Source organism: Carboxylicivirga taeanensis (assembly GCF_051851475.1).
GTDB lineage: Bacteria > Bacteroidota > Bacteroidia > Bacteroidales > Marinilabiliaceae > Carboxylicivirga > Carboxylicivirga taeanensis.
In genome coordinates this window covers 1-1,543 of record NZ_JBPUSJ010000071.1, presented here as the reverse complement: position 1 = coordinate 1,543, position 1,543 = coordinate 1, and the positions used below count along the sequence as shown (strand labels likewise).

1 protein-coding gene is annotated in these 1,543 nt (G+C 31.8%); it reads right to left on the bottom strand.

The genetic code is table 11. From position 1 onward, the window contains the following. Positions 1-274: 274 nt before the first annotated feature. On the bottom strand, positions 275-1,405 hold the full coding sequence (locus ACSX1H_RS19265; RefSeq protein ID WP_439185884.1) for a PD-(D/E)XK nuclease family protein: 1,131 nt from the start codon (positions 1,403-1,405) through the stop codon (positions 275-277). Positions 1,406-1,543 lie beyond the last annotated feature (138 nt).

The window sequence follows — 1,543 nt, the reverse complement described above, 5'->3', positions numbered from 1 at the left end:
GATGTTACGTTGCGCGGTCGGTCCGACACACTGAGAAGCCTGTTTCCAAGATAGCATTTGCAAATTCATAGTGTTAATTTCCAAATCTTTCAATTTACGTGCTATAATTCCCAATTCCTTAAATGTCACATTTTTTGATGCGTTTATTAAATACTAAGTGCTTTGCATTTTTTCAATAGCTACCAACGGTCCGGCTATGAAGCGTTGGCCTGTGTTGCGCCTGCGGCAGGCCTATGCTTTATAAGCCATTGTTGTGCCGCCGTGTTTTATTATTCTAATTGTTTTGAGTTGATTTTAAAGCCTGCATTAACTCTTTCGTAAAATCAATAATAGCATTGTCTATACGCGATAAGCTTCTGTATTCAGAAAAATAAAATTCTTTTGAATAACCAACCCACTCTAAGTCCTTGACCATCTTATCCAAAAATGATACTTCAGTAAGTTTCTTTTCGATACTTTGTAAGTCTCCTTTTTTTCCAGGATTCCAAAAGTGTAAAAATGCATCGCCATTTTCTTCAAACCAAACATCAATTTTAAATGTATTTTCTCCTTCAATAAATTTTTCAAATAAAATATAGTTAGTCTTATATCTACATGACCTTTCAAATGGTTTAAAATCAGTTATTTTTTTAACAAACTGGTCTGTTCTATATTCTGGGATACTTTGAGTTAATTCTTTCAGAGAGTCTATTTTTTCCACTAATGACATATCATCTGAAAGTGAATAAAACTCCTTCATTTCTTTATTATACATACTATTATAGCCTAAAAAGATAAGTAGTTTTTTATATTGGATTAGTAGTGAAACTGTATCTATTGTTTTACATTTACTAATTAAAGAGTTAAGCCAACCATTAACTAGGTCTGTATTACTATTACAAAAAGCAGTTAAATTAATTGGCATTATATCTGTCGATTTCAATTGAGGTGATTTTTTTCCACCAGAAAGGGTCAAATAAATAATACAACACACCTCAAAACCTTCACTTGTGAGATAATTATAATACCTGTCAAGTTGATTATCTCTATCCTCAGCTCCATTAATCTTATTTTCAATGATTATAGCTTTCTTAGAAGTATTATCTATAATAGAAATATCAATTCTACCATCTTCTCTATTTACTTCAACATCTTCGAACCAATTTAATTGTATTTCAGATAAATACACTTCATTTAAAAACGAAATAAAAGATTTTAAGAATAAATCACCTTCATTATGTAATCCATCAACATCCAATAATTGTGAGATAATATCACTGTGAAATTCTTCTAAATGAGTTCCATACCTAGATAAATTCAAAATATTAAATGAAAATTCTTCCTCTTTTTCACTAATTCTTTCTATCCGAGACATTAACTCTGATATTACAGGATTATTGACTGTTTCTATTATTGTTTGTTGCATGTTTATTTTAGTATTTAGTCTGGCATCTTGATTTCATGCGGCACAACGGTAGCTGCATGAAGCGTAGCACTTCTTACGCGAGATTGTCCGTCCGGCAGGACTGACAATCGGTTGGACTTACAAACCGCCCAAAGTGCG